The sequence below is a fragment of the Collinsella sp. HCP28S3_B9 genome, assembly GCF_052066095.1.
Taxonomy (GTDB): domain Bacteria; phylum Actinomycetota; class Coriobacteriia; order Coriobacteriales; family Coriobacteriaceae; genus Collinsella.
The window spans coordinates 17951-42403 of the sequence record NZ_JBQHST010000020.1 but is presented as its reverse complement, the minus strand read 5'-3'; the positions used below and the strand labels follow the sequence as shown (position 1 = coordinate 42403).

21 protein-coding genes are annotated in these 24453 nt (G+C 59.0%); all 21 read right to left on the bottom strand.

The features are described from left to right. Window positions 1-294 precede the first annotated feature (294 nt). A complete protein-coding gene (locus ACTNBB_RS06190) occupies window positions 295-1323 on the bottom strand; it encodes an ABC transporter ATP-binding protein (RefSeq protein WP_427748182.1) in 1029 nt (342 codons plus the stop codon). After that, complete coding sequence (locus ACTNBB_RS06185; RefSeq protein ID WP_154517437.1) at window positions 1324-2415, bottom strand: ABC transporter ATP-binding protein; 1092 nt, start codon at window positions 2413-2415, stop codon at window positions 1324-1326. It lies immediately after the preceding gene. A 2-nt stretch (window positions 2416-2417) separates the two neighbouring features. After that, window positions 2418-3353, bottom strand: coding sequence for an ABC transporter permease (locus ACTNBB_RS06180; RefSeq protein ID WP_427718631.1), 936 nt, complete (start codon window positions 3351-3353; stop codon window positions 2418-2420). A 14-nt stretch (window positions 3354-3367) separates the two neighbouring features. Next, window positions 3368-4405 carry an ABC transporter permease gene (locus ACTNBB_RS06175; RefSeq protein ID WP_441057282.1) on the bottom strand — a complete coding sequence of 346 codons (1038 nt, stop codon included), beginning with the start codon at window positions 4403-4405 and terminating at the stop codon, window positions 3368-3370. 155 nt (window positions 4406-4560) lie between these two features. Further along, window positions 4561-6237: a peptide ABC transporter substrate-binding protein gene (locus tag ACTNBB_RS06170; protein WP_441057280.1), complete on the bottom strand. Its 1677-nt coding sequence runs from the start codon at window positions 6235-6237 to the stop codon at window positions 4561-4563. 293 nt (window positions 6238-6530) lie between these two features. Further along, a complete protein-coding gene (secG, locus tag ACTNBB_RS06165; RefSeq protein WP_006236144.1) occupies window positions 6531-6785 on the bottom strand; it encodes a preprotein translocase subunit SecG in 255 nt (84 codons plus the stop codon). A 164-nt stretch (window positions 6786-6949) separates the two neighbouring features. Continuing rightward, on the bottom strand, window positions 6950-8503 hold the full coding sequence (gene gpmI / locus ACTNBB_RS06160; protein ID WP_427718639.1) for a 2,3-bisphosphoglycerate-independent phosphoglycerate mutase: 1554 nt from the start codon (window positions 8501-8503) through the stop codon (window positions 6950-6952). A gap of 5 nt (window positions 8504-8508) precedes the next feature. Further along, window positions 8509-9276 (bottom strand): triose-phosphate isomerase, encoded by a 768-nt coding sequence (tpiA, locus tag ACTNBB_RS06155; RefSeq protein ID WP_154517452.1) that lies wholly within the window; start codon window positions 9274-9276, stop codon window positions 8509-8511. After that, the gene (locus ACTNBB_RS06150; RefSeq protein WP_304212190.1) at window positions 9269-10459 is read right to left on the bottom strand and encodes a phosphoglycerate kinase; all 1191 of its coding nucleotides are present in this window, start codon (window positions 10457-10459) and stop codon (window positions 9269-9271) included. The genes tpiA and ACTNBB_RS06150 overlap by 8 nt, the downstream gene beginning before the upstream one ends. Before the next feature lie 140 nt (window positions 10460-10599). Further along, window positions 10600-11625, bottom strand: a complete 1026-nt coding sequence (gene gap, locus ACTNBB_RS06145; protein ID WP_154517458.1) for a type I glyceraldehyde-3-phosphate dehydrogenase — start codon at window positions 11623-11625, stop codon at window positions 10600-10602. A gap of 193 nt (window positions 11626-11818) precedes the next feature. After that, entirely contained in the window at window positions 11819-12748 is a 930-nt protein-coding gene (gene whiA / locus ACTNBB_RS06140; protein WP_154517461.1) for a DNA-binding protein WhiA, read from the bottom strand. Between the two features lie 6 nt (window positions 12749-12754). After that, window positions 12755-13675 carry an RNase adapter RapZ gene (gene rapZ, locus ACTNBB_RS06135; RefSeq protein ID WP_427718645.1) on the bottom strand — a complete coding sequence of 307 codons (921 nt, stop codon included), beginning with the start codon at window positions 13673-13675 and terminating at the stop codon, window positions 12755-12757. Window positions 13676-13774: 99 nt separating this feature from the next. Next, window positions 13775-14461, bottom strand: a complete 687-nt coding sequence (locus ACTNBB_RS06130) for an N-acetylmannosamine-6-phosphate 2-epimerase (protein ID WP_154517496.1) — start codon at window positions 14459-14461, stop codon at window positions 13775-13777. Between the two features lie 70 nt (window positions 14462-14531). Continuing rightward, window positions 14532-15497, bottom strand: coding sequence for an ROK family protein (locus ACTNBB_RS06125; protein ID WP_427728775.1), 966 nt, complete (start codon window positions 15495-15497; stop codon window positions 14532-14534). Between the two features lie 170 nt (window positions 15498-15667). Further along, window positions 15668-16588 (bottom strand): dihydrodipicolinate synthase family protein, encoded by a 921-nt coding sequence (locus tag ACTNBB_RS06120; protein ID WP_427718650.1) that lies wholly within the window; start codon window positions 16586-16588, stop codon window positions 15668-15670. Window positions 16589-16656: 68 nt separating this feature from the next. Continuing rightward, window positions 16657-17508 carry an acetylxylan esterase gene (locus ACTNBB_RS06115; protein WP_441057278.1) on the bottom strand — a complete coding sequence of 284 codons (852 nt, stop codon included), beginning with the start codon at window positions 17506-17508 and terminating at the stop codon, window positions 16657-16659. Further along, window positions 17501-18478: an acetylxylan esterase gene (locus ACTNBB_RS06110; protein ID WP_441057276.1), complete on the bottom strand. Its 978-nt coding sequence runs from the start codon at window positions 18476-18478 to the stop codon at window positions 17501-17503. Before ACTNBB_RS06110 ends, ACTNBB_RS06115 begins: the two co-directional genes overlap by 8 nt. 80 nt (window positions 18479-18558) lie before the next feature. Next, window positions 18559-19386: an ABC transporter ATP-binding protein gene (locus tag ACTNBB_RS06105; protein ID WP_154517508.1), complete on the bottom strand. Its 828-nt coding sequence runs from the start codon at window positions 19384-19386 to the stop codon at window positions 18559-18561. Then, window positions 19387-21402: a dipeptide/oligopeptide/nickel ABC transporter permease/ATP-binding protein gene (locus tag ACTNBB_RS06100; protein WP_154517511.1), complete on the bottom strand. Its 2016-nt coding sequence runs from the start codon at window positions 21400-21402 to the stop codon at window positions 19387-19389. Between the two features lie 3 nt (window positions 21403-21405). Further along, the gene (locus ACTNBB_RS06095; RefSeq protein WP_441057274.1) at window positions 21406-22362 is read right to left on the bottom strand and encodes an ABC transporter permease; all 957 of its coding nucleotides are present in this window, start codon (window positions 22360-22362) and stop codon (window positions 21406-21408) included. Between the two features lie 157 nt (window positions 22363-22519). Continuing rightward, window positions 22520-24127: an ABC transporter substrate-binding protein gene (locus tag ACTNBB_RS06090; RefSeq protein ID WP_427718660.1), complete on the bottom strand. Its 1608-nt coding sequence runs from the start codon at window positions 24125-24127 to the stop codon at window positions 22520-22522. Window positions 24128-24453: the final 326 nt, after the last annotated feature.

Here is a 24453-nt window from a genome sequence, read left to right as displayed (position 1 = left end):
CGTGCCCCCTTCGTCGGTGATTTGTTGTTTAGTCGCTAGAAATCATATGACGGGGCGCGGGCCGTGTTCCGCTATGCGGTTGTCAATTTGCGAAAGAAATTATGCGTCACCGATCAAGGAATCGAACCCCCTGCAGTGGTAACACAGGGCCCGTGCTGGACTTAGTTTTCAGAACATTCCGCAGACCAGGAAACCCCCTTATCCGCAGCTCCGAAGGAGCAGGATAAGGGGGTTTCCATGGTCGAGGACGTTCTGAAAACTAAGTCCAGCACGGGCCCGGACGAAAACAACCGACTACAGGTCGATGTGCGATTCCTTGATCGGGAACGGCTCGGCGAAGTGGCAGGCGCAGCAGTGGCCCGGAGCAACTTCCCTAAACTCGGGAAGCTTCTCGGAGCAGATGCCCTGCGCGATCGGGCAGCGCGTGTGGAAACGGCAGCCAGTCGGCGGATCCAGCGGTGACGGCGGATCGCCGGCGAGGATGATGCGCTTACGGGACTTTTGGATATCCGGATCGGGAACCGGCACGGCAGACAGCAGCGACTGCGTATACGGGTGGTGAGGCTCACTATAGAGCGTCTTCCAGTCAGAAACCTCGACCACCTTACCCAGATACATAACGGCAACGCGATCGGAGATGTGCTGAACGACGGACAGGTCGTGGGCGATAAACAGATACGCCGTACCAAACTTGTCCTGCAGTTCCTTAAGCAGGTTCAGAACCTGGGCCTGAATGGACACATCCAGAGCGGATACCGGCTCGTCACAGATAATCAGCTTGGGCTTCAGCGCAAAGGCGCGGGCAATGCCGACACGCTGACGCTGGCCACCCGAGAACTCATGAGGATAGCGGTTGATGTGCTCGGGGTTCAGTCCGACAACGTCGAGAAGCTCGCGGACGCGCTCAATGCGCTCCTCCTTGGTTCCCACACCGTGAATGGTCATGGGTTCGGAGACGATCTCGCCGATGGTCATGCGAGGATTCAGCGAGGCATAAGGATCCTGGAAGATAAACTGCATCTCGCGACGCATATCCTTGATCTCATGCTTGCTCATTTCGGCAACATCTTTACCCTGGAAGAACACCTTACCGGCGGTCGGCCTGGTCAGGCGCATGATGGTGCGACCCGTAGTGGACTTACCGCAACCAGACTCACCAACCAGACCAAAGGTCTCACCAGGATAAATCTCAAAAGAGATGTCGTTTACAGCAGAGACGACGCGCTTGGAAAAACGCTTGGCGAACATGCCGGACTCTGCGGGGAACTCCTTAGAGAGGTGCTCGACCTTCAGTAGCGGAGTGCGCTCGTTATTGTCTGCCATTTACGCCTCGCCTCCCTTCTTGGAATCCTTACGCGTGCGGGACGTCTCAGGGGCGTTCTTGAGGAACTCGGGGTCACCGGAATAATGGCACGCAGAATAGTGGCCGGACTCGGTGACAAAACGCTCGGGGCGCTGCTTTCGGCACTTATCGGTCGCATAGGGGCAACGAGGCGAGAACACGCAACCCTCGGGCAGGTTCATGAGCGAAGGCGGGTTGCCGTGAATCGGCGTAAGCGGCTTCTTCTCATCGATGGCCTGCTCCGGGATGGAGCGAATCAGGCCCCAGGTATAGGGGTGACGGCTCTCGTAGAAGATTTCCTCAGCAGTACCGAACTCGACGGGACGGCCGGCGTACATAACCATGATCTTGTCGGCCATATCGGCGACAACACCCAGGTCATGGGTAATCATGATGATGGCGTTGCCGTTCTTCTCCTGCATTTCCTGCATAAGCTCAATAATCTGAGCCTGAATGGTAACGTCCAGGGCAGTCGTGGGCTCGTCGGCAATCAGAATATCGGGATCGCAGGCAAGGGCCATGGCAATCATGACGCGCTGACGCATACCACCAGAAAACTGGTGCGGATACTCATTGACGCGTTTCTCGGGCTCGGGAATGCCAACGAGGTCCAAAAGCTCGGTGGCGCGCTTGAGCGCCTCCTGCTTGGAGTAGCCGCGGTGCAGACGAAGGCCCTCACCCACCTGCTTGCCGATCTTATAGACCGGGTTCAAGGAAGTCATAGGATCCTGGAAGATCATCGCGATATCGTTGCCACGAATGTGCTGCATCTCTTCCTCGGTCATCTCGAGGATAGAACGTCCGCGATAGCGAACGTCACCGCCCTCAATCTTTCCCGGAGGCATCGAGATAAGACCCATGATGGTCATGGCGGTCACGGACTTACCGGAGCCGGACTCACCGACGACACCCAGGGTCTCGCCACGATCGAGCGTGTAGGACACACCATCGACAGCGCGAACGACGCCATCCTCGGTGTGGAAATACATCTTAAGGTCATCAACCTCGAGCAGATGCTGGCCCTCGGGAACCGGCTGGTCCTTCAGGTCCACATAGTTCTTGTTCTTCTTCATCCTTATGCGTCCTTCATCTTGACGTCGAGGGCGTCGCGCAGACCGTCACCCAGCAGGGTGAAGGCGAGCACCGTCGAGAGAATTGCCAGACCGGGCATGATCATCATCCAGGGAGCAGTCAGAAGATACTGCTGGCCGTCCTGAATCATGGAGCCCCACGAAGGCGTAGGCGGAATAACGCCCATGCCGAGGAAGGACAGAGCGGACTCGGTCAGAATGGCGCCACCAATGTTCATAGTCGCGTAAACCACGATGGAGGCAACGGAGTTCGGGAAGATGTGACGCACGACGATACGAGCATCAGATGCACCCATCGCGCGCGCAGCGTCAACATAGTCGTTTTCCTTGACCGTCAAGATCGCGGATCGGAAGACGCGCGCAATCGAAGGCCAGCCAAGAATACCGATGGCGATAAAGACGTTCTGAAGACCACGGCCGATAACGGCGATCATGGCGACAACGAACAGCACGTACGGGAACGCAAGGAAGATGTCCGCACAGCGCATGATGATCGTATCCCAGATACCGCCGTAGAAACCAGCCAGAGCGCCCATGACCAGACCAATCACCGTGGAGATCGCAGTGGCCATAATGCCGACGGACAGCGAAACGCGTGCACCGTAGATAACGCGGACGAGAATGTCACGGCCAAGGGAGTCGGTGCCAAACGGGTGCTCTGCACACGGAGCCAGCAGCGACGTCTCGGCCATGGTAGTCGAGTCGGAAGCCGTCGGCGACCCGAGCCAGGGCTTAGCCCACAGGTCGGCGGTCAGGGCAACCACAACGACGATGACAATCCAGCAGACACCGATAACGGCGAGCTTGTTCTTACGAAGACGCTTAAAAGCGTCGCCCCACAGCGTGCGGGACTTGGCGGGAGCAGATGCGGCCTTGGTGGCGGTAGCCTGCTCCTGAGACTGAGAATCAGTTTCCTGCATGAGACGTACCTCCCTTAGGCCTTATCCGACGGACCGCCAAGGCGGATGCGCGGGTCGAGGAATGCATAGCTAATGTCGACGAGCAGGTTGATCACCATGACGACGACGACGATGAGCGTAACGCCGCCCATAACGATGGGCCAGTCGCGCATGCTAATGGCGCGATAGACCTCATAGCCGATACCGGGCCAGTTAAAGACCGTCTCGGTCAGGATGGCGCCCGAAAGCATACCGCCAAAGTCGACACCAATATAGGTAACGACAGGGATGAGTGCATTCTTAAGCGCATGCTTGATGATGATCGCGCGATTGGAGAGGCCCTTGGCCTTTGCCGTACGGATGTAATCCTGGTTCATGACATCGAGCAACTGCGAGCGCATGATGCGGGCAGCATAGGCGGTCGAAACCGAAGCAAGCGTGATGGTCGGAAGCACATAGTGCATCCAATCCTGATACTGAGAGCTAGCACCGCCGGCACCCGAAATCGGCATGGAGAATGCGCCGCCGGTGGCATCCTTGAGGATGACGCCAAAGAACAGCTGCAGCAGCATACCGAGCCAGAAAGCAGGAACGGCAACGAGGATCGACGTGGTCAGCGTTACCAAAATATCCCAGAAGGAGTAACGCTTTACCGCCGAAATGATACCCGCACCGATACCCATGATTGCCTCGAGTACGATGGCACACGCGGCAAGTTTGACCGTATACGGATACTTTTGGGCAAAGATATCCGTAACCGGCAGCTTGCGCTGATACGAATTGCCCAAATCGCCATGAAGCAGACCGTTCATGTAATACACGTAACGGTCCACGAGCGACGTTTGAACGGGATCGCCGTTCTCGTCAAGGATCGCGTTGCCGTCCTCGTCCGACTGGACCAGGTGATAGCGCACGCGAAGCTGAAGCTCCACCTCGGGGGACAGAGCCTTGTCTCCACCGATCAGCTTGATCGGGTCTCCCGGCACGATATTCTGGAGGGCGAACAGAATCAGCGTAACGCCCAAAAATACCGGGATGAACTGAAGCACACGTTTAACGATGTACTTACCCATACCACTCCCCTATCTAGGGATTAACCTAAATGGGATGCCGATCGCCAGACCGGCATCCCAAAATTACCATCAGCCAGTTTACCCCAGGTTAGGGGGAACTGTATGTTTCCCATGAGGTCTACGTAAAAACTTGACCCTCACCAAAGCTGCAAATCTTATGCGAGCTCAGCGGTACCCAGATCAGCATGCTTCTGCGGATCAACATAGAGGTGCTTGATGCGGTCGGAACCAGCGAGGGTGTGCGTGTAGAACATCAGCGGGATGACCGGGCAGTCAGCAGCGACGATTGCGTCGGCCTCCTGCATCTTAGCGACGCGCTCTTCGTCGTCAATCGTGGTACGGGCCTCGTCGACCTTGGCGTCGAACTCGGGGTTGTTGTAACCAGAACGGTTGTCGCCACCGAGGGAGTCGGAGTGGAACAGCGGATACAGGAAGTTGTCCATGATCGGGTAGTCGGCAATCCAGCCCAGACGACCGAACTGATAGTTGAGGTTCTGATACTGTTCGAGCAGGGCAGACCACTCGGGGGTATCGGAGACGGCGTTGACGCCCACCTTGGCGAGGTCGCCGATGATGGACTCCATGATCTCCTTGTGGCCACCGTCCTGGTTGTAGGACAGAGTCACGTTAATGCCACGGTCACCGTTGGCGTCGGCAGGAGCAACCTTGTCGAGGTACTCGTTAGCCTTGTCGACGTCATAGGCGCAGAACTCCCATGCGCCCTCCTTGTAGCCATCGATACCCGGAGGAACAATGCCGTCAGCGGGGGTGCGGGTACCCTTGAAGATGGTCTTGCAGATGGCCTCGCGGTTGATGGCCAGGGAGATGCCCCTGCGCAGGTCGGCGTTGTTGAACGGCTCGGCCGTGGTGTTGCAAGTCAGATAGTAGGTGGAAGGCTCGGCACCGAGCAGCATGCGCTCGCCGTCGCTCATGGTGTAGCCATCCTTGGACTCGCCACGGTCCTTCTTGGCGGCATCGATCTGAGCAACGGGAACGTCGCAGACGTCGAGGTTACCGGCCTGGAACTCCTTGTAAGCAGTCTCCATGTCCTTGATGACCTGGAAGTGGATGCCATCGATCTTGGCCTTGTCGCCATAGTAATCGTCGAACTTCTTGAGGTTGATCTCCTGACCATCCTCCCACTTGCCGTCCATCATGAACGGGCCGTTACCAATCGGGGCAAGGTAGAAGCTCTTGGCATCGGACTCGGCGCACTCGGGAACCGGGGCCAGAGCCGGGTGGGTGGCGACGAAGGGGAAGTCGGCGTAGGCGGAAGTCAGCTTGACGACGAGGGTCTCATCGTCGGGGCAGGTGACACCGGTGAGCTCGGTAGCGTTACCGGCAAGCAGATCGTCATAGCCCTCGACCATAGAAAGGTGATAAGCGACCTCGGAAGGACCATACTCGGTAGCGATAGCCGACTTGGTGTTGACCAAGCGCTCCCAACCGAACTTGAAGGACTTGGAGGTAACGTCGTCACCGTTGTGGAACTTAGCCTTCTTGATCTTGAAGGTGAACTCGGTGGCGTCGTCGTTGGCCTCGAAGGACTCGCAAGCCAGCGGAACGATCTCGCCCTTCTCGGCGTCATAAGAGGTCAGAGCGTCAAAGAGCTGGTACTCGACCTGAGTGCCCTGGTCCTCCTGGACATTGTAGGGGTCGATGCAGACCGGGTTATTGATGTAGAAGTTCAGCGTCGAACCGGACTCAGAACCGGAAGCGTCGCCGCCCTTCTTGCCGCATGCGGCAAGAAAAGCCATGGAGCTCGCAGCAAGGGTACCGCCGACAAAGGCGCGACGACCCATAACGGGCTGGTGGAACATAGAATCAGCCATGCCATCCTCCTTATGAGATAGGACAAAGAAATGTTCAGTCGGCATATGTCGAGACAATCCGATCCGAACTATCGAAACGCCGCCCGTTGCTATGGCTGGTTATGCACAACAGGCCAACGTTTTCAATACAGTAGCGCATCTTATGCACGATTTGGGGCTAATTCCGGTTAACGGTCGAGAATTTCTTTAGTTGGGCGCAGTATGTGGTGATATTCTGACTCTGTTACAAATATGTAAACAAAAAGGGTCCCGCACTTGCGGAACCCTTTTCAATTATTTTATGCGGCTCGTGCTTAGTAGCCCACGATGCCCTGCGGGAAGAAGAACATGCACAGCACGACGCACACGGCAAACACGACAGCCATGATGACGGTCAGGCGGTCAAGGTTCTGCTCCATAACGCCCGTGGCAGAGCTGGAGTTATACAGCGAGCTGGCGATCATATCCGAAACGCCGGTGCCCTTACCGGAATGCATCAGGACGAGAATCGTCAGCGCCACGGCAGAGACAGCCCAAACTACAAACAGCAGAATCTGAAACGGACCCATAGAGAAGCTCCTTAATAGAACAATTCAAACTCCAGTACTGTACCACAACCCCCGACACTCCCCACCTGCCATTTGGGGACGAGGTAGAAATGGCAAAAATACCAAAAAAGGGGGTTGCCCGAATATGGTCAACCCCCTTGCAAAGAAACGCTTGGCGTTTTCTCTTAGGCCTCGGTCGCGAGCACGCGGCCCGTCATCTCGGCGGAAGGCTCCAGACCAGCCATGGTGAGCATAGTCGGGGCGATATCGGAAAGTCGACCGTCCTCGATACCGGCGAGCTGCGCCTTCTCATCAACGATGATGAACGGCACGCGGTTGGTGGTGTGAGCCGTAAACGGGTGCTTGGAACCGTCGGAAGCAACGTCAAACATGTGGTCGGCGTTGCCGTGGTCGGCGGTAATCAGCGCAAAGCCGCCCTTAGCGAGAATCGCCGGGACAACCTTGGACAGGGCATCGTCAACAGCCTCGACGGCCTTAACGGCCGCGTCGAAGACACCGGTGTGACCAACCATGTCGCAGTTCGCGAAGTTCACGATGTAGAAATCAGCGCGATCCTCGTTGATGGCAGCGACGAGCTTCTCGGTAACCTCGGGAGCGCTCATCTCGGGCTGCAAATCGTAGGTAGCAACCTTGGGGGAAGCGACGAGCACGCGCTCCTCGCCCTCCTTGGGCTCCTCGATGCCGCCGTTAAGGAAGAACGTTACGTGGGCGTACTTCTCGGTCTCGGCGGTGTGCAGCTGCTTCAGGCCATTGGCTGCGATAACGTCAGCCAGAACGTTCTCGGGGAACGTCTTGGGGAAGGCGACCTCGACGTCAAACGTCGGATCGTATTCGGTCATCGTCACAAAGTGCGAGAGCTTGATCTGCTCGCGCTCAAAGCCGTCGAACTCCTTGTCCGTGAACACGCGGGTCATCTGACGAGCGCGGTCGGGACGGAAGTTGAAGAAGATGGCCGCGTCGCCCTCGTGGATGCCCTCGTTGTGGGCAGCGAACGGCTCAACGAACTCATCGCCGCGCGGATCCTTCTCGTAGTAGGCCTTGATACCGGCAACGGGGTCGGTATCGGCATCGGACGCATTGACCATGACGTCGTAGGCGCGCTCGATGCGCTCCCAACGGTTGTCGCGGTCCATGGCCCAATAACGGCCCGAGACGGTAGCAACGCGAGCGTCGCAACCAGTCTCCTCGGAGATCTTGGCCAGGAAGGCGCAGAACTCGCTCATGTAGCCGGCACCGGACTGCGGATCGACGTCGCGGCCATCCATAAAGGCGTGAACGCGAACGGTCTTAATGCCATACTGGGCAGCCATCTTGACCAGGGCCTCGACATGGTTCATGTGAGAATGAACACCGCCGGGGCTCATGAGGCCCATGAGGTGCAGGGTCTTGCCCTCGGCCTTGACGTCATCCATAGCCTTGACGAAAACCTCGTTCTTGGCGATGGAGCCGTCCTTGATGGCGTTATTGATGCGCGAAAGCTCCTGAAACACGATGCGGCCGGCACCGATGTTGAGGTGACCCACCTCGGAGTTGCCCATCTGGCCGTCGGGAAGGCCCACGTCCTCGCCCGAAGCACCGAGCGTGGTGTGAGGATACTTCTCATACAGGCTATCGAGGAAGGGCGTCTTGGCGGCAGCGACGGCGTTCTCGCCGTCGGCCGGAGCCAAGCCGCAGCCATCCATGATGATTAGGAGTGCAGGAAGATGACGCTGTGCCATATGCCCTACTCGCCTGCCTTGACGACCATAGAGGCGAAGTCGGCAGCCTTGAGCGAAGCGCCGCCCACGAGGGCACCGTCAACGTCGGGCTTGGCAACAAGCTCAGCGATGTTGGCGGGCTTGGCGGAGCCACCATAAAGAACGCGGATGCCGTTGGCGAGCTCCTCGCCAAACATCTCCTTGAGGGTCTCACGGATAGCGCCGCAGACCTCCTGAGCGTCCTCGGCGGTAGCGGTCTTGCCGGTGCCGATGGCCCAGATGGGCTCGTAGGCGACGACGACCTGCTTGGGGCAGGTGATCTCAAGACCCTCGAGACCAGCCTTGACCTGGTTCACGACATGCTCGACATAGGTGCCGGCCTCGCGAACCTCAAGGGACTCACCGCAGCAGAAGACGGGAACAAGACCGGCGGCAACGAGAGCCTTAGCCTTCTTGTTCTGGTCCTCATCGGTCTCGTGGAAGTAGTCACGACGCTCGGAGTGGCCGATGATGCAGTAGGTGCAGCCAGCGGACTTGAGCATGTCGCAAGAGGACTCACCGGTGAAGGCACCCTTGGCCTCCCAGTACACGTTCTGTGCACCGAGGGCGATGGGGGCAGCCTGAATGCGGTCATGAACCGTAGTAATGTCGATGGTCGGAGGGCAGACGAGCACCTCGACGCCAGCCGGCACCTCGGGCAGAGCCTGGGCCAGCTCGTCGGCGAGCTTGGCAGCCTCGGCGACGTCGTTGTTCATCTTCCAGTTACCAGCGATAAGAAGGGTGCGATTAGGCATCGAGAAGCGCCTCCACTCCGGGCAGGGCCTTACCCTCGACGAGCTCCATGGAAGCGCCACCGCCGGTGGAGATCCAGCTCATCTTGTCGGCCAGGTTAAACTTGTTGACGGCTGCGACGGAATCGCCACCACCGATGATCGAGGTGCAATCAGCCTCGGCGACAGCCTCGGCGATAGCCTGGGTGCCGTGAGCGAAGTTGTCGAACTCAAAGACGCCCATGGGGCCATTCCAGAATACGGTCTTGGCGCCCTTGACGGCCTCGGCGTAGAGCTCCTCGGTCTTGGGGCCGATGTCCATGCCCTCACGGTCGTCGGGGATAGCGTCGGAAGCGACAACCTCGGGGACAGCGTCCTCGCCAAAGTGGTCGGCAACACGGTTGTCGATGGGGAGCAGGATCTTGACGCCCTTCTCCTCGGCCTTCTTGAGCATCTCGCCAGCGCGCTCGACCCAGTCCTCTTCCTTGAGGGACTGACCGACGGTCATGCCCTGAGCCAGGAAGAAGGTATAGGCCATGCCGCCACCGATAATCAGGGTGTCGGCGGAGTCGATAAGGTGATCGAGAACGCCGATCTTGGAGGAAACCTTGGAACCGCCGACGATGGCGACGAAGGGACGCTCGGGCTCGGCGAAGATACCGGTCAGCGTGTCGACCTCCTTCTCCAGAAGGAAGCCAGCGACTGCGGGCAGGTAAGCGGCGGGACCCACGACGGAACCCTGGGCGCGGTGAGCGGTGCCGAAGGCGTCGAGAACGAAGACGTCGCCATAGGAAGCGAGGGTCTTGGCGATCTCGGGATCGTTCTTCTTCTCACGCTTGTCAAAACGGACGTTCTCGAGAACGAGGACCTTGCCCGGCTCGACGGCGGCGACGGCCTCGGCGGCCTTCTCGCCATAAGTGTCGGCGACAAAAGCAACATCGAGACCAGAGAGCTCGGCGAGCTTCTTGGCGACGGGCTCGAGGGAAAGCTCGGGCTGGAAGCCGGTGCCCTCAGGACGGCCAAGGTGGCTCATGAGGATAACGCGAGCATTGTGCTCAACGAGATAGTTGATGGTGGGCAGGGCAGCCTTGATACGGGTGGTGTCGCCAACGACGCCATCCTTGATAGGCACGTTGAAGTCAACGCGGACGAGAACGCGCTTGCCGTCGACATCGATGTCGCGGACGGTCTTCTTGGTAAAGGCCATGTTTGCTTCTACCTTTCGTACGTGTCTGCCTCCCATTACGGCAGACGATTTCTTATAAAAAGGGCGCGACCTTAGGGTGTAAGCCCTATAAGGCCGCGCCCTTTTTTAGACGCTCAACGAGCTATTCGCTAAAAGCCAAATTAAGCAACGAACTTCTCGAAGTACTTGATGGTGCGAACCATCTGAGAGGTGTAGGAGTTCTCGTTGTCGTACCAAGAGGTAACCTGAACGAGGGTCTGGCCGTTGCCGAGGTCAGAGCACATGGTCTGAGTGGCGTCGAAGATGGAGCCATGGGTCTCGCCGATGATATCGGTGGAGACGATGTCGTCCTCGTTGTAAGCGAAGGTCTCGGAGATGGTGGCAGCGTAGGCCTTCATAGCGGCGTTGACCTCGTCGGCGGTAACCTTCTTGTCAACGACAGCGTAGAGGTTGGTGAGGGAGCCGGTCGGCGTCGGGACGCGCTGGGCGGCACCGATGAGCTTACCGTTGAGCTCGGGGAGAACCAAGCCGATAGCCTTGGCAGCACCGGTGGTGTTGGGGACGATGTTGACGGCGCAGGCGCGGCTACGACGCTTGTTGCCCTTGCGCTGCGGGCCGTCGAGCGGCATCTGGTCGCCAGTCCAGGCGTGAATGGTGGTCATGATGCCGGACACGATGGGAGCGAAGTCGTTCAGACCCTTGGCCATCGGGGCGAGGCAGTTGGTGGTGCAGGAAGCAGCGGAGATGATGTTGTCCTCAGCGGTCAGCGTCTCATGGTTGACGTTGTACACGATGGTGGGCAGATCGCTGCCGGCCGGAGCGGAGATGACGACCTTCTTGGCACCAGCGTTGATGTGGGCCTGAGCCTTAGCCTTGCTGGTGTAGAAGCCAGTGCACTCGAGAACGACGTCGACGTCGAGGTCGCCCCAAGGCAGGTTGTTGGCGTCGGCCTCCTTGTAGATCTTGATCTCCTTGCCGTCAACGGTGATGGAATCCTCGCCAGCGACGACCTCGTGATCGCGAGCATAGTTGCCCTGCGTGGAGTCGTACTTCAGCAGGTAAGCGAGCATATCGGGAGAGGTGAGGTCGTTGATAGCGACGATCTCGGAGCCCTCATGACCGAACATCTGACGGAAGGCCAGACGACCGATGCGACCGAAGCCGTTAATAGCAACCTTTACTGCCATTGTGTCTCCTTTCGTAAGGCCCCCGCAAGCTACAGCGCCCGCCGTTGAGGCCCACAAACTAACCACTCGCCTAATATACCTTTTTTTTGACTTGAATTTCACGAGAATGCTCGAAATTGAAAATCAAATTTGCTTTAAAACGTTTTAAAGCATAAAACAGCAGTTCAAGTACTATATAAACTGCCGCTTTAAACTACCTGTTCGCTTCAATGAGCTTTTCAAGACGCAAAACGCGGTGATATAGGGCCGACTTTGACAAAGGAGGGTCGGCCATCTCCCCCAAATCTCGCAGTGAGAGATCGGGATAGCGCTCACGTAAGTCACAAAAGGCCGCCAAGGCATCCGGGAGCACATCGCGCATGCCGCGTCGCTCAAGCTCCTCGATAAGCGCGAGCTGATGTTGGGCAGCGCCGGCGCTTCTCGTCTGGTTGGCCAGCTCAGCATTCACACGACGATTTACGTCGTTTTTCACCAACTTGACCGCACGGGCTTCCTCGATTTCGGCAACGCTGCGCTTGGCACCAATCAATTTGAGCAAATGCTCAATCTCCTCGGCGCTCTTGATGTACACGGCATATGATCCTCGCCGGGCGTTGACGCGTGCATGAACCCCGACCTGCTCCAACAGGTCGCAAAGCCCCTTGGCGTATTGTTCGCCCTGCACCGCAATCTCCAGGTGAAAATCGCCACGCGGGTCTGCCACAAAGCCGCCGGCAATCAAAGCGCCGCGAATGTAGGCGAGCCTGCAGCAGGGCCGGGCGACGATATGGCGCGGCACACCGGCGACGAGCCCTCCCCTGCGGTCGAGAATGCCCAGCAGAACCAAAGCCTTATCGAGGTCGGGCTGGTCGGGCAAGGTGATGAGATAGTTTCGCACCTTATGCAAGACCGACTTGCGAACGGTAAACTCCGTTTTGAGCTTGAGGATGCGGTGCGTCAGCGTAATCATCGTGCGCGCAACGGCACCCGTCTCGGTCGCAACCGTCAAACGGTACCGACCAGAGCCCGCCAGCGAAAGCGTGCCACTCACACGTGTAAGAGCGGCAAGTGTCGACAGATCGCAATATTCACATTCGGGTTCGCAGCGCGCAAGCTCGTCACGCACCTCGGCGGTAAACGACATTCAAACCTATGCTTTCGTATTGGCACGCGACAAGTCGCGGTGAGAAATGCTCACGTGATACTGAGCACCTTCCAGGTATCGGGCCGTAGCCTCTGCAATGGCAACGCTGCGGTGCTGGCCGCCCGTACAGCCGATGGCAATGGAAAGCTGCGGCTTGCCCTCCGCGATATAACCCGGCATGACCGTATCGAGCAACTGCGTCCAAACCTTCCAGAACTCCTGCGTCTTGGGATGGTCCAGGACAAAGTCGGAGACCTTCTTATCGAGGCCGGTCAACGTGCGCATCTCGGGGTCGTAGAATGGATTAGGCAGGAAGCGAACATCGATCATGATGTCTGCCTCGACGGGCATACCATGCTTAAAGCCAAATGAGAAGACGTGGACGTCCATGAGCTGCTGGTCGGACAGCTCTGAAAAAGCCGCACGCAGCTTATTGCGTAAAGCAGAGGTACGAAGGCGGCTCGTATCGATGATCATATCGGCTCGGTCGCGCACGCCCTGGAGTTGTAAACGCTCGCGCTGGATGGCGTCGGCCGTGGTCTCCCCCGGCTTCGCAATGGGATGGCGGCGGCGGTTTTCGCTGTAGCGGCGAATCAGCACCTCATCAGATGCATCGAGAAACACAATGTCACAGCTCATCTCGCGCTCTTCCAAGGCGGCAACGGCGTCAAGCAGCTCATCAAACAGACCTTGGCTGCGAAGGTCACAGGTAACAGCAAGATGTCTACCCACACCCGTATTGATGCCAACAAGCTCTGCGAGCTGCGCAATCAGGCGCGGAGGCAGGTTGTCGATACAAAAATAGCCCATGTCCTCAAACACATGCATGGCTTGCGTTCGGCCCGATCCGGACATTCCGGTGATGATGACGATATCGGGAATGCGCTCCGTGCGCTCCGCCGCATCCATGGCATCTCCCTTTTGCATGTGCTGCCTCCTAAAATAAGCGCAGGACCCGGCCAGCGGATCCCGCGCGATCAATTGCCTTAGTTGAGTATACCGCCCCAAGCGGATACGAGGCCCGTCTTACGCCTCAAGCGCAGCCTTGAACCAACTCGTAATACTTGTGGGGTGCGTAATGGCAGTGCCAACGACAACGGCCCAGGCGCCGGCGTCAATCGCGGCGCGAGCCTCCTCGGGCGTATGCACACGACCCTCGCAAATAATGGGAAGACCGGGGAACTCCTCGGTTGCCTGGCGCAAAAGCGGTAGGTCGGGGCCGTCTGCCATGGTGCAATCGATGGCGGCGACGCCATGCGAAAGCGTAGTGGAAACCAAATCGAAGCCCATGTCGACCGCACGGCGGATATCCTCGATCGTGGCGCAGTCCGCCATCAGAAGCACGCCCTCCTCGTGCAGCGGACGAAAAGTGTCCTCGAGCGACTTGCCATCGGGGCGCGGACGATCGGTGGCATCAATCGCCACGATGTCAGCACCGGCAGCAACGCAGGCGCGGGCGTGACGCAGCGTCGGCGTGATGTAAACGCCCTCGTGCCCATCCTTCCACAGGCCGATAACAGGAACCTCACAACGACCCTTAATGGCAGCAATGTCGGCAAGGCCCTGGCAACGAATGGCGGCGGCGCCTCCGAGTTCGCAAGCGCGAGACATTTGAGCCATGGTCTCGGGCGTACGAAGCGGCTCGCCCATATACGCCTGAACGCTCACGATGAGCTTACCCTTCAGGGATTGAATTAAAGGATCGACGGTCATAAGGCTATAACCTTTCTCAGAACAGCCTCCCGAGGCGTGTCGTCTCGGGAGGCTCCTACAGCAGATACGTTTACTTTAACGAGGCAAGAAGATGCTCGGCGGCACCGATAAGCGGTGCGTCGCCCTCCAGAGAACCGATGAGGATCGGCGTGTCCTGAAGCGGATCGAGCGCTTGGCTGGCATAGCCCTCGTGTACCGAATCCTTCCACGTCTGCGAACGCCAATCGGGTCCCTGGTGAATTACGCCACCCGAAAGCACGATGACCTCTGGATCCAGAATGTTGGCGAGCGAGCCCAAGCTAGCGCCCAATGCAAAGCCGGCATCGTGGATGACCTCGGTCGCCTTTGCGTCACCCGCGCGGCACAGGTCGTTCACGTCGCGGCCAACCGAGGGACGGCTGGGGTCAACACGACCGAAGCGCTCGTCGTACATGCGCCCAATCGACGTACCCGAAGCCACCGACTCCAGATGGCCGGAACGCCCGCAGGCGCAGGGAATGCCGGCGGCAGCCGAGCACTCGATGTGGCCCATATGGCCGGCAGCACCATGGAAGCCCTGCATCACGCGACCGTTCTCGACATATGCGCCTCCGATACCCGTACCGATGCCCAGACACAAGACGGAGAACTTGCCCTTGCCGACGCCCCAATGGGCCTCACCCAGAGCATGAGCCTGCACGTCGCCTACAACGGCAACGGGAAGACCGAGGTCCTCGCGCAGACGCGGCCCCAACTGAACGCCGGACCAGCCGGGCATGATCTCGTTGGCATACGCGATGGCGCCCGTCTTGGGATCGACGACGCCAGCGGCACCGATACCGACGCCAAGGACCTCGACATCGGGATTCGCCTCGAGAGCGGCCTTGATGGACGCCTCGATACGCTGGAAGACGGCCTCACCGCCCTCTTGGGCCTCGGTGGGAACCTCAGCCTCAAATACGGGATGGGGCACGCCGCCATCAGCCGGATATTCCATAATGGCGGTCGCAATCTTGGTGCCACCGATATCAACGGAGCAGATGTACTTGTTCTCCATGTCGCTCTCCTTAGGAGATAAAAACAACTACAGGAAATAAAGGCGGTGTTATCGCCGCAGCTTGCTACAGGCTTCCCGAGTGCCCGAGGTTGGGGTGAAAGCGGTCTGGCGTTGACCTCATGGGTCACGCTCGATCGCTTGAGCCCCAAGATCGGGTGCCCGGGAAAGCTTTACAGGAGACCGTTGTCCTGGAGGACCTTCCTAATCGCCTCGACGTTCTCGCCGGTCATGGCCTTCACCGGGCGCGGCATGGTCGGGCTGTCGAAAATGCCCATGAGGTTCATAGCGGTCTTGAAGGCGCCAACGCCACCGGCATAGCCCTGGACGCCCGAGGTGACGTCCCAGATGTGCGAAATCTCATTGAGGCGATCCTGCTCGGCTTTGACGGTAGCCCAGTCACCAGCCTGGGCGGCCTTCCACTGACGCACGTAGCCCTCGGGCTCAACGTTGGCGAGACCCGGGACAGAGCCGTCGGCGCCACCAAGGTAGGCACCGTCGACGACGACCTCATGGCCGGTGAGGATGCTCATCGGATGGCCGTTCTTCTCGTTCTCCTGAACGAGGTAGCGGAACGAGACGTCGTCACCCGAGGAATCCTTGACGCCAGCAAGGACGCCCTCGGCGCCGAGCTTTGCAAGGAGCTTCCAGGGGAGCTTGGTGTGAACGCACACGGGAATGTCATAGGCAAAGATGGGCAGGTCGAGCTCCTCGTGCAGGATGCGGAAATGCTCCTCGACCTCGGTCATGCCCTGCAGGGCATAGAACGGGCAGGTGGCAACGAGCGCATCGGCGCCCAGCTCCTGAGCAACCTTACCGTGCTCAATCATGCGCTCGGTCTCGGTATCGATGATGCCGACCAGAACAGGAACGCGGTGGTCGACGATTCGAACGGCCTCGGCGATGATCTGTCGACGACGCTCGTCGGTGGAGAAAACGACCTCACCCGAAGAGCCCAGGAAGAACAGGCCATCGACGCCGGCGTCGATCATGCGGTTGATGCTGCGCTCAAAGGAGGCAACGTCGAGCTGGTGATCTTCGGTATCGGGAACAACGACGGGAGGAATAACGCCGGTGAATTTCTGAGTTGCCACAAGAATCTCCTTAGTTGTCTGGCGGGTGGCCCTATGCCGCCCACTCTTGTTGGCAGTGTCCAGGCCGTCTAGGCCAAAGAACACAGGTAGAACGCTTGGTTAAAGAAGTCGACGACTTCGTTTTCGAACGCATTGATGCGCTCGTGAGCATATTTGGCATAGATAATATGCCTCCGGTCACACTCAAGACCGTTGAATACGGCAAACTGGCCCTTGGGATCGCTCACGGTATCCATGAGCGATGTACCCATAAGTACCGATCCGCGCACCCGAGACGACAGCGCTTCGAGGCCGCCGGGAAGCGGATTGGCAACCGCCGTGCAGGCAAGGCCCCGCTCGTCTAGAGCAGAAACCGCCAGCGCGACTCCACCGCCAAGGCCCTCGCCCCATGCAAAGATGCGGTCGGGGTCCATGCCATCAAGATTACGCGCGACCTTTGCCATTGCACAGCCCCAGCGGACGCGTTCAACAAAAACGGGCGAGGTAACCCCCTGCTGCAGCTCGCTGAGCCCAATCACATCGTCGTCCAGCGCAAGCGCGGCATATCCCATGGCGGCAAACCTCGTCATGTGATGCCATCCACGTACGGGTCGGTCGATGTCGTGAAACATCAGGCATAGCGGCACAAGCTCGGATGCCCGGGCACAACCTGAGGGCTCAATCAAACGGCCGTGTACGACTTCCCCGGCAAGTTCAAAGGAAACCTCGGAGTAGCGCGCGCACGGATTGGCGAAATCAATCGCCGTGACAGTCAGTCCGCAAACCTCAAGGTCCGAAGCGGCTGCCTCCAACTCGGAAACATCCGCCAAAGCATCGCCGCGCCAATCACGGAAATCGGAGAGCCTTGACGAAACCGTCCCAGAGATCCCCGCAAGCTCGGGGTCAATCAGCTCATTGACATTGCTCTCGCACTTAGACATGAGCCTCCCCTTCCTTGCAGAAAAACGGAATGATCAGATCGTCAAAATCCTGAATCTCCTCGTGGCCAAAGCCCTCAAAGAACTCATGGCGCTTCTCACAGGTCAGGTTGTTGTAGACCGCAAACTGCGTCGCCGGTGGACAGACGATATCAGCCGTTCCCGTGCCAAACAGCACGGGGCATTTGACCATGGGGGCAAAGTTCTTGGAATCGAAATACGCCAGCTTGGCATAGGCTTCGTCAATACGAGTCGAGTCCTCGTCAAACCAGCGAGACCAATAGCGCAGGCCCTCGTAGGCAATGTCGTCGGCATCCAAATCCCAGACCAGGCGGAAATCCGACAGGAAAGGATAGAGAATGGCGGCACGATTGATAAGCTCGCTGTTAAGCGCGCAGGTCGCAATGCCCAAGCCACCGCCCTGCGAGGCACCGTTCACAAAAACACGGGCAAGATCGATGCCCTCGAGCTCGCGAACAATGCGGCACAGAATGCGGATATCCTGATGCAAGCGTACGTAGTAGAGATTGGCCGGGTCGCCGTCGATACCGGCAACGATATGCCCGGCAACCGTTGTGCCTTCAAATCCACCAATATCCGCGGAGGGGCCACCCTGACCGGGGCAGTCGAGGGCGACAAGTGCCATGCCCATACCCGCAAACGACGCCTGCTCGAACCAGCTGCGGCTTGCACCCGGATAGCCGTGGAACTGCAGCACCAGCGGCACGGACTCGTCCGAAACCGGCTTGAGATACTTGGCATGCAGGCGGGCGCCACACATGCCGGTATACCAGAGGTCAAAAAACTGGCAGGTCGCAGTATCGGCAATCGATGCCGTCTCGACCGAATAGTCGATCTCGACGGCGTCAGCCTCGGCCATGCGGTCGTTCCAAAAGAGATCGAAATCTGATGGACGAGGCATGGCGCCCCGATAACCACCAAATTGCTGTTGTAGCTCCTGAGCGCTTGGCATGGCTCGTGAACCCAACCTTTCGAAATCGCAACGAGGGTGCGCCCGGCAAGGGAGCCGGGCGCACAGGAGGGAAAGCGAACCTACTCGCCAAGCTTGGGGTGCAGCAGCGACGGCGCAGCACCGAGCAGCATCTTGGTGTAGGGGTCCTGCGGGTTCTGGAAGACCTGCTTGGCCTCGCCCTGCTCGACGATCTTGCCGCCGTTCATGACGATGATGTCGTCAGAGATGTAGCGGACCGTCTGGATGTCATGGCTAATGAACACCATAGCCAGGCCGAGCTCCTTCTTAAGATCGGTCAACAGGTTGAGGATCTGCGCGCGGACCGAAACGTCCAGAGCCGAGGTGGGCTCGTCGGCGATGATGGCGTCAGGGTTCAACGACAGGGCACGGGCAATTGCCACGCGCTGGCGCTGACCGCCCGAAAGCTGGCCGGGAAGAACCTCGGCGGCAGAGCTGGGCAGACCGGTGAGCTCCAGGAGTTCCTTAACGCGCTTCTCCTGCTCGGCCTCGGTACCCAGGTTGTGGACGCGCATGGGGTCGAGCAGCTGCTCACGAACGACCATGCGAGGGTTGAGTGCCGTCGCGGGGTTCTGGAACACGACCGAGATGACGCGGCCCATGTGACGACGATCCTCGGCAGTACGCTTGGTCACGTCCTTGCCCTTAAAGTAGACCTTGCCACTCGTGGGGGCCTGCAGGCCGCACATGACGTTAGCAGTGGTGGACTTGCCGCAACCGGACTCGCCGACGATGCCGATCGTCTGACCGGGCATGAGCTTAATGGTCACGCCTTGGACGGCATGAACCAGATTGGGGTGCAGGATCGAACCGGTACGGGTCCTAAAGGTGACGTGGACATCGTCAAGGAAGATAATCGGCTCGACGCCGTTGACCGCAGTCTCGCTCATCTACATCACCTCCGCATGAGGGGTCAAACCATTTGCCTTGAGCACCTCATCGGGGAGCTCGGAATAGAAGTGCTCGGTGCCGGGTACGCGCTTGAAGACCGGACGGGTGTCCAGGCCGATGTGCGGATGGCTTGAGCGGGGCGCGAAGCGATCGCCCTTGGGGAAATCGCGCGGGCTGGGGACGGCGCCGGGCACCTGGTGCAGGCGGCCCGAACCGCTCTCGATGGACAGAACGGAACCCAGAAGACCGCGGGTGTACTCGTGAATCGGGTTGGTGAGCAGCTCCTTGGTGGGCGCCTGCTCGATAACCTGACCGGCGTACATAACCGTGATGTTATGGGCAACCTCGGCGACCAACGCCAGGTCATGCGAAACGAAAATCATGGCAAAGCCGAGCTTGGCCTGAAGATCGTTGAGCAGCTTAATGACCTGCTTTTGGACGGTAACGTCCAGAGCGGTCGTGGGCTCGTCGCAGATGACCAGCTTGGGATCGCGGGTAAGGGCCATAGCGATCAGAACGCGCTGACGCTGTCCACCGGAAAGCTCGTGCGGATAGCTCTCGAGCGTGCGCTTGGGATCGAGGCCGACGAGCTCCAGGAGCTCCTCGGCGCTGCGGGTGCCGCCGCGCTTGGTGAGCTGCTTCATCTGGGCGGAGATGAGCATAGAGGGGTTGAGCGAGGACAGGGCGTCCTGATAGACCATGGCGATATCGGTACCGCGCAGGCCGAACCACTCCTTCTTGCTCATCTTGAGCAGGTCACGACCCTCCCAGAGGACCTCGCCGGAAAGATGCTCGTCCTCATCGGTCAGGCCCATGATGGCCAGCGTGGTGATGGACTTACCGCAGCCGGACTCGCCTACCAGGCCCATGGTCTGGCCGGGACGGACGTCAAAGTTGACATGGTCGACCACGTTGATATCACCGTGGTGCTCAAACTGGATGCAGAAATCGCGGACCGAAAGAATCGGCTCAACGGACTCATCGGGCACATGGCGGTCGTTACGCTTGAGCTCGACATCGCGCAGGGCGCCAAGACGGGCGGACAGGGACTGGGCCTGCTCCTTGTAGGCGCGAACGGGGTCGGAGACCAGCAGGTCGGCCTCGCGGCGCTTGGAGGAATCGGTCGGATCCAGAGCGGCGGAAGGAGCAGCGGCCATAGCGTCGGTAATGCCCTCGGAGAGGATGTTGAGCGCCAGGCAGGTGATCATGATGGCCAGACCCGGGAACAGCGCCTGCCACCAACGACCGGCGAGCACGCCACCGCGGGCGTCGGCGAGGATGTTGCCCCACGTAGCAGTGGGCTCCTGGATGCCAGCGCCGATAAAGGTCAGCGAAGCCTCGAAGATGATAGCGTCGGCGACCAGGGTGACGGTGAAGACCATGATCGGGGCAATGCAGTTACGAAGAACGTGCTTGATCAGAATCCACGGAGCCTTGGCGCCGGAGACGATGACCGCGCGGACATAGTCCTCACCGTACTCGGATACGATATTGGCGCGCACGATACGGGCGATCTGCGGGGTGTACATAAAGCCGATCGCAAAGATAATCGACGGCACGGAGTTGCCCAGGATGGAAACGAAGACGGCTGCGAGGGCGATACCCGGGACAGACATGATGATGTCCAGGATGCGCATAATCGTCTCGGAGACGGCCTTGCGCGAAACCGCAGCAAGAGCACCGACAACGGAGCCACAGACCAGAGCCATAGCGGTAGCACCAAAGCCGATGATCAGCGAGTAACGACCACCGTAGAGCATACGCGAAAGGATGTCACGGCCTTTGTCGTCGGTTCCGAAGATAAACCCGTTGCCGGGAGCCTGGCGAGCCGTAAAGATCTCGACCGGGCTATAGGGGGCAAGCAGGGGGGCAAGAATCGCAGTCAGGGCGACCAGCACCAGCACGATGGCGGCAATCTTAGAAGACAGCGTCATCTTCTTCCAGCCACCGAGCTTGAGCCCCTTGGAGGCAGCCTTCTCGAGCTGCTCGGTTTGCTTCTCTCGAATCTTTACCATAATCTACACCGTCCTGATGCGCGGGTTGATGAGCAGGTAGAGCATGTCAACCACGATGTTGATGATGATGAAGGCAAGAGCAACGACGATGACGACGCCCTGAACCAGGTTCGCCTCGTTGCCCTGAACGCCCTGCAGGATCGCAGTACCCATGCCGGGGAGGTTGAAGATGACCTCGATGACGACGGCGCCGCCCATGAGATAGCCAATCTTAAGACCGAGGGTGGTGACCGGGGTGATCAGCGCGTTGCGAAGAACGTTGATGCCGACGACGACCTTCTCGGGAACGCCGGCGCCGCGAGCCATACGGACATAGTCCTTGTCGAGCTCCTCGACCATGGCGGTACGCACGATACGAGTCATCTGACCCGTCAGCGGAAATGCCAAGGCGACGGCGGGCATGATCATGCGTCCCAGATAGCCAGCCGGATTCGTGGTGAAGTGCGGCAGGGCACCCGATGCCGGGAGTACCTTAAGGTAGGAGGAGAACAGCAGGATCAACAGAACGGCAAGCCAGAACGACGGGGTTGCCAAGCCGGCGATGGAAAAGACGCGGATCACTTGGTCCGGCCATTTATCGCGATACAGTGCCGCGATGACGCCGAGCAAAAACGATACGACCGCACCGATGGCAAGACCGATGAAGGTCAGCTGCATCGTGACGGGTAGGGCCGTGGAGATGCGCTTGGCAACGGAGTTGCGAGCAGCACCATAGGTGCCCATGTCGCCATGGATCAAATTGCCCATATAGCGCACGTAGCGCACGGGCCAGGGGTCGTCCAGACCATACTTCTCATGGTACTCGGCAACCGCCTCGGGCGAGGCACCGTCACCCAACGCCGTGTAGGCGGGGTCGGTCTTGGAGAACGACATAAGGAAGAACACCAGGACGGTGACGCCCAATGCCATGATCGGCAGCGCCACGAGACGCCTTCCAATCAAACGTAGAAAGTTGTTCACGTTCTCTCCCCTTTCTTTTGTCGGTAGGACCAACTGGTATATGAGTACGGACACTCATTACAAGACCCGAGCGACATCGTTGCCGCCCGGGTCTTTGTTTCAACTATGAGGATACGGTCCCAACGGCCGACATCCTGCATATAGACTCAAGCGAGTCTTACGCCTTGACGGTCGCGACACCCTTAAAGGACATGCTCGTCGTGCCGATGCCCTTGAAGCCATCGAGGGCCTCGCCGTTGGGCGCAGTGGACGGGTCGTTCCAGGAAGCGGAGACGGTCTTAACGTGGACAACGGGGTACAGAACGGCGTTGTCGGCGATGATGTCGAAGCACTCGTTCCACTTCTTCTGCTGCTCGTCGCCCTCGGCGGCAAGAGCCTCGTCCATAAGGCCGTGGAGCTTCTGCCACTCAGCGGACTCCTTCCACGGGCAACGGGTCTGCATCCAGACGTTGTCGCCGTACCACCAGTTGAGCAGCAGGTCGGGGTCTGCGCCGAAGCAGGAAGGATCGCCAGGGGCAAGGAGGATATCGTAGGCCTCGCCGCCGTCGATGGCAGCATAGGTGGCCGGCGAAGTATCGGTCTGGATGGTCACATCGAAGCCGAGAGCGTCGAGGTCGTTCTTGACCTGGGCAGCCATACCCTTGATCTGCTCGTTATCGGTGGTGCGCAGGGTAATGGCGCCCGGGGTGATACCGGACTCCTCGATAAGCTTCTTGGCCTTCTTGGCGTCGGTCTTGTACACCGTGGAGGCCTCATGATAGTTGGTGAAGCTCTTGGGCAGGTAGCAGCTGGCAGCGGTAGCAAGGCCGGCGAAGGTGTTGCTGATCATCTTCTCGGTGTCGAGCGCATACATGACAGCCTGACGGACCTTGACGTCGTTCCAAGGCTCCTTGGCGACGTTGAACATGATGAAGCGGGTGCCGAAGCCCTGGACGTTGTCGATCTTGCAGCCGGCGCCCTCGAGCTGGTCGACGGCATCAGCGGTAACGAGCTCCATGACGAGCGTGGAGCCTTCCTGCTGAGCGGTGACGCGAGCGGTGGGGTCGGTCAGGATGCTGTACTGGATCTTCTTATCCTCGGCAGCATACTCACCGTTGTACTCGGGGTTGGGAACCAGGGTGATCTCGGTATCGGAGATAGAATCGTACATCCAGGGGCCGGAGCCGATCGGCTGCTTGGCGCGATCCTCCTCGCTCTGGGCGGCAGGAGTAACGCGAATGATGGCCAGACGATCCTTGAGCAGGGAGAAGTTGGGGACCTTGGTCTTGACCGTCACGGTGCTGGCATCCTTGGCCTCGATGGACTCGAAAGGCTGGAAGAACGGAGCGTAGGTGGCAGAAGCGGCGCAAGCGGTGTAGGAGGCGACGACGTCGTCAGCGGTAACCTCGGTGCCATCGGAGAATTTGGCGCCCTTGCGGATGGTGACCTCGAAGGTGGTGTCGTCCACGGACTTGGGATCATCGGTGGCGAGCTCGTTGAAAGTGCTGTAGTCGTGGTAATCGATGCCGTAGAGGCCCTCGACGACGTGCCAGTTAGCGCCCAGGCCCACGGCGGAGCCGGTGCTGGCGGGGTCGAAGCTGGACGGAGCGTAAGCGGAACCGGCGGTGATCACGCCGCCGCCACGGTTGGCGGAATCGGCGGGAGCGGAACCCTCGTCGCTAGAGCTGCCACCGCAGCCAGTGAGACCAAAGCCGGCGACAGCAGCGACGCTGCCGGTGAGGCCGAGGAACGAACGCCTGGACATACCCTTATTGATGATGGCCATGTCTTCTCCTATCAATAGAGAATCTTACCCGGGAGCACCTAAACTTACCCCCGCGCAACTTGCGGACGATATATACCTTACCTACCGACAAACCCAACTGAGGTGCCGCGCTCGGCGACCGATACATACATACGCTTGAACGGTATTTACTACCGTTCACCGAATTCGTTGACAAACGATACAGCAGACAGTATGTATCGGCGAGGTGAGATATCAGTCTTCGTCAACCCGCAGGATAGCAGGGTTTTCGTTTGGGTTAGTCAAACGTTTTAGCGTTAATAAAACCCGAAACCAGCAGGCAATCATGGCGAAATAAATGGTTGAAA